At 70.3% G+C, this 2,467-nt stretch carries 3 protein-coding genes and 1 pseudogene; all 4 read left to right on the top strand.

Features of this window, described 5'->3' with window-relative positions:
- Nucleotides 1-1,095 (top strand): FtsK/SpoIIIE domain-containing protein (locus ACTHJJ_RS01940; protein WP_440301251.1); only part of this gene is annotated, 1,095 nt, incomplete at its 5' end.
- 9 nt (nucleotides 1,096-1,104) lie between these two features.
- Nucleotides 1,105-1,698, top strand: coding sequence for a CDP-diacylglycerol--glycerol-3-phosphate 3-phosphatidyltransferase (pgsA, locus tag ACTHJJ_RS01945; protein ID WP_440301252.1), 594 nt, complete (start codon nucleotides 1,105-1,107; stop codon nucleotides 1,696-1,698).
- Between the two features lie 4 nt (nucleotides 1,699-1,702).
- The gene (locus ACTHJJ_RS01950) at nucleotides 1,703-2,230 is read left to right on the top strand and encodes a CinA family protein (protein WP_440301253.1); all 528 of its coding nucleotides are present in this window, start codon (nucleotides 1,703-1,705) and stop codon (nucleotides 2,228-2,230) included.
- Nucleotides 2,231-2,378: 148 nt separating this feature from the next.
- Nucleotides 2,379-2,467, top strand: a pseudogene (locus tag ACTHJJ_RS01955) (helix-turn-helix domain-containing protein); the annotation flags it as partial.

A 2,467-nucleotide genomic window follows, 5' to 3' on the forward strand; every position in this document is an offset into this window, starting at 1 on the left:
GAGCTCAACGGCTACGAGGGCATCCCGCACCTCATCACCCCGATCATCACGAACCCCAAGAAGGCCGCCCAGGCCCTCCAGTGGGTGGTCCGCGAGATGGACGCCCGCTACGACGACCTGGCCAACTACGGGTTCAAGCACATCGACGACTTCAACAAGGCGGTCCGGGCGGGCAAGGTCGTCCCGCCGGCGGGCTCCGAGCGGAAGATCCGCGCCTACCCGTACCTCCTCGTCATCGTCGACGAGCTGGCCGACCTCATGATGGTCGCGCCGCGGGACGTCGAGGACTCGATCGTGCGCATCACCCAGCTCGCACGTGCCGCGGGCATCCACCTCGTCCTCGCGACCCAGCGGCCCTCGGTCGACGTCGTCACCGGCCTCATCAAGGCCAACGTGCCTTCCCGCATGGCGTTCGCGACCTCGTCGGTCACCGACTCCCGCGTGGTCCTCGACCAGCCCGGCGCCGAGAAGCTGATCGGCCAGGGCGATGCGCTGTTCCTGCCGATGGGCGCCTCGAAGCCCATGCGCGTCCAGGGCGCCTGGGTCTCCGAGTCGGAGATCCACAAGGTCGTCGAGCATGTGAAGGGCCAGCTCCAGGTCACCTACCGCAACGACGTCGCGGCGGAGCCCGAGAAGAAGCAGATCGACGAGGAGATCGGGGACGACCTCGAGGTGCTCCTGCAGGCCACGGAGCTGGTGGTCACGACCCAGTTCGGGTCCACGTCCATGCTCCAGCGGAAGCTGCGGGTCGGCTTCGCGAAGGCCGGCCGGCTCATGGACCTGCTCGAGAGCCGCGGGGTGGTCGGCCCCTCCGAGGGGTCCAAGGCCCGCGACGTGCTCGTCAAGCCGGACGACCTGCCGGCCGTCCTCGCTGCGCTCCGCGGGCAGGACTCGCCGTCCTCCGGGACGGCAGCCGCGGACGAGGCCCTCGCCGACAACGCCAGCGCCAACCACCACTTAGGGCAGTACGAGAACGACTCGCCGTACGCGGAGGACCTCGTCGCCAAGGACCTGGAGGGGCGTCCGCAGGCGGTCGACTACCACGACGGCGACGACGAGGGCGGCGAAGACGCATGGTCGCTGACCGGACGCTAGGCTGAGACGGTGACCACCCCGCCGTCGGCGTCCCCCTCCCAGCTGTGGAACCTCCCGAACATCCTCACGATGGCGCGGATCGTCCTCGTGCCCTTCTTCATCTGGTCGCTGCTGGCCGACGGCACGGCGCACGGGCCCTTGCGCTGGGTCGCGTTCGCCCTGTTCGCCGTCGCGATCTACACCGACCAGCTGGACGGCTCGATCGCCCGCCGGCGCAACCTCATCACCGACTTCGGCAAGATCGCCGACCCGATCGCGGACAAGCTCCTGACCGGGGCCGCGCTCGTGCTGCTCTCGGTGCTGGCCGAGCTGCCCTGGTGGATCACGGTGCTCATCCTCGTGCGCGAGTGGGGCATCACGGCGCTGCGCTTCGTCGTCATCCGCTACGGCGTCATGCCCGCCTCGCGCGGCGGTAAGCTCAAGACCGTGCTCCAGACGGTCGCGATCCTGCTGTACCTCTTCCCCCACACCCCCGGTCTGGCCGTGCTCTCCGCCGTCGCCTTCTGGGTGATGCTGCTGGACCTTGCCGTGACCGTGGTCACCGGGGCCGACTACGTGCTCAAGGCCGCGCGGCTCCGCGCGTCCGCCCGGAAGGCGGACTGAGGCGATGTCCGAGGACCGGGTCCCGACCGTGACAGCGCACGAGGTCGTGGAAGCCTTCGTCGCCCGCGGGGCCACCGCGGCCACCGCCGAATCGCTCACCGCAGGGCTCGTCGCGGCCGCACTCGCGGACGTCCCCGGCGCATCCGGGATGCTCCGCGGGGGCGTCGTGAGCTATGCGAGCGCAGTGAAGGCGTCGGTGCTCGGGGTCTCGCCGGAACTGCTCGCGCGGGCCGGCTCGGTCGACGCCGACGTAGCCCGCCAGATGGCCGACGGCGCCCGACGGGTCTGCGGGGCTGACTACGGCGTCGCGACCACCGGCGCCGCCGGCCCCGAGGCGCACGACGGCAAGCCGGTCGGGACCGTGTTCGTCGCCGTCTCGGGCCCGGCCGGGTCGGCCGTGCACGCCTACGCGTTCGACGGCGACCGGGCCGCGATCCGCCGCGCCGCCACCGAGGCGGCACTCGCCGCCCTGCTCGATGCACTCCGGGACGCCTCCCCTGGGACGGGCGCGGAAACTGGGAGCGAGCTGTGAATTGGTTCGGCGCGGAGCCCGACGGGGAACAATACAGCTGTCCGCGGAGTTGTGGATAGTGTCGTCAACCGAAGGCGGCGCCACTAGGATGAGTCACACGGAGCCCCGAGAGGTCGGGGAGCCCGAGCCAAGGAGCGCATCGATACACATGGTTAAGCAGCCCGTATCCGTCAACGGCGTAGTGCGCTGGCGTGATGTGGGATTGGCCGACATCGGTAAGCAGGAACAGAAGGAGCG

Origin of the sequence: Intrasporangium sp., assembly GCF_051961875.1 — a bacterium.
Lineage (GTDB): Bacteria > Actinomycetota > Actinomycetes > Actinomycetales > Dermatophilaceae > Intrasporangium_A.

Coding starts and splice junctions, on each gene's coding strand:
- ACTHJJ_RS01950 (WP_440301253.1), top strand. CDS start 1,703: ATGTCCGAGGACCGGGTCCCGACCGTGACAGCGCACGAGGTCGTGGAA.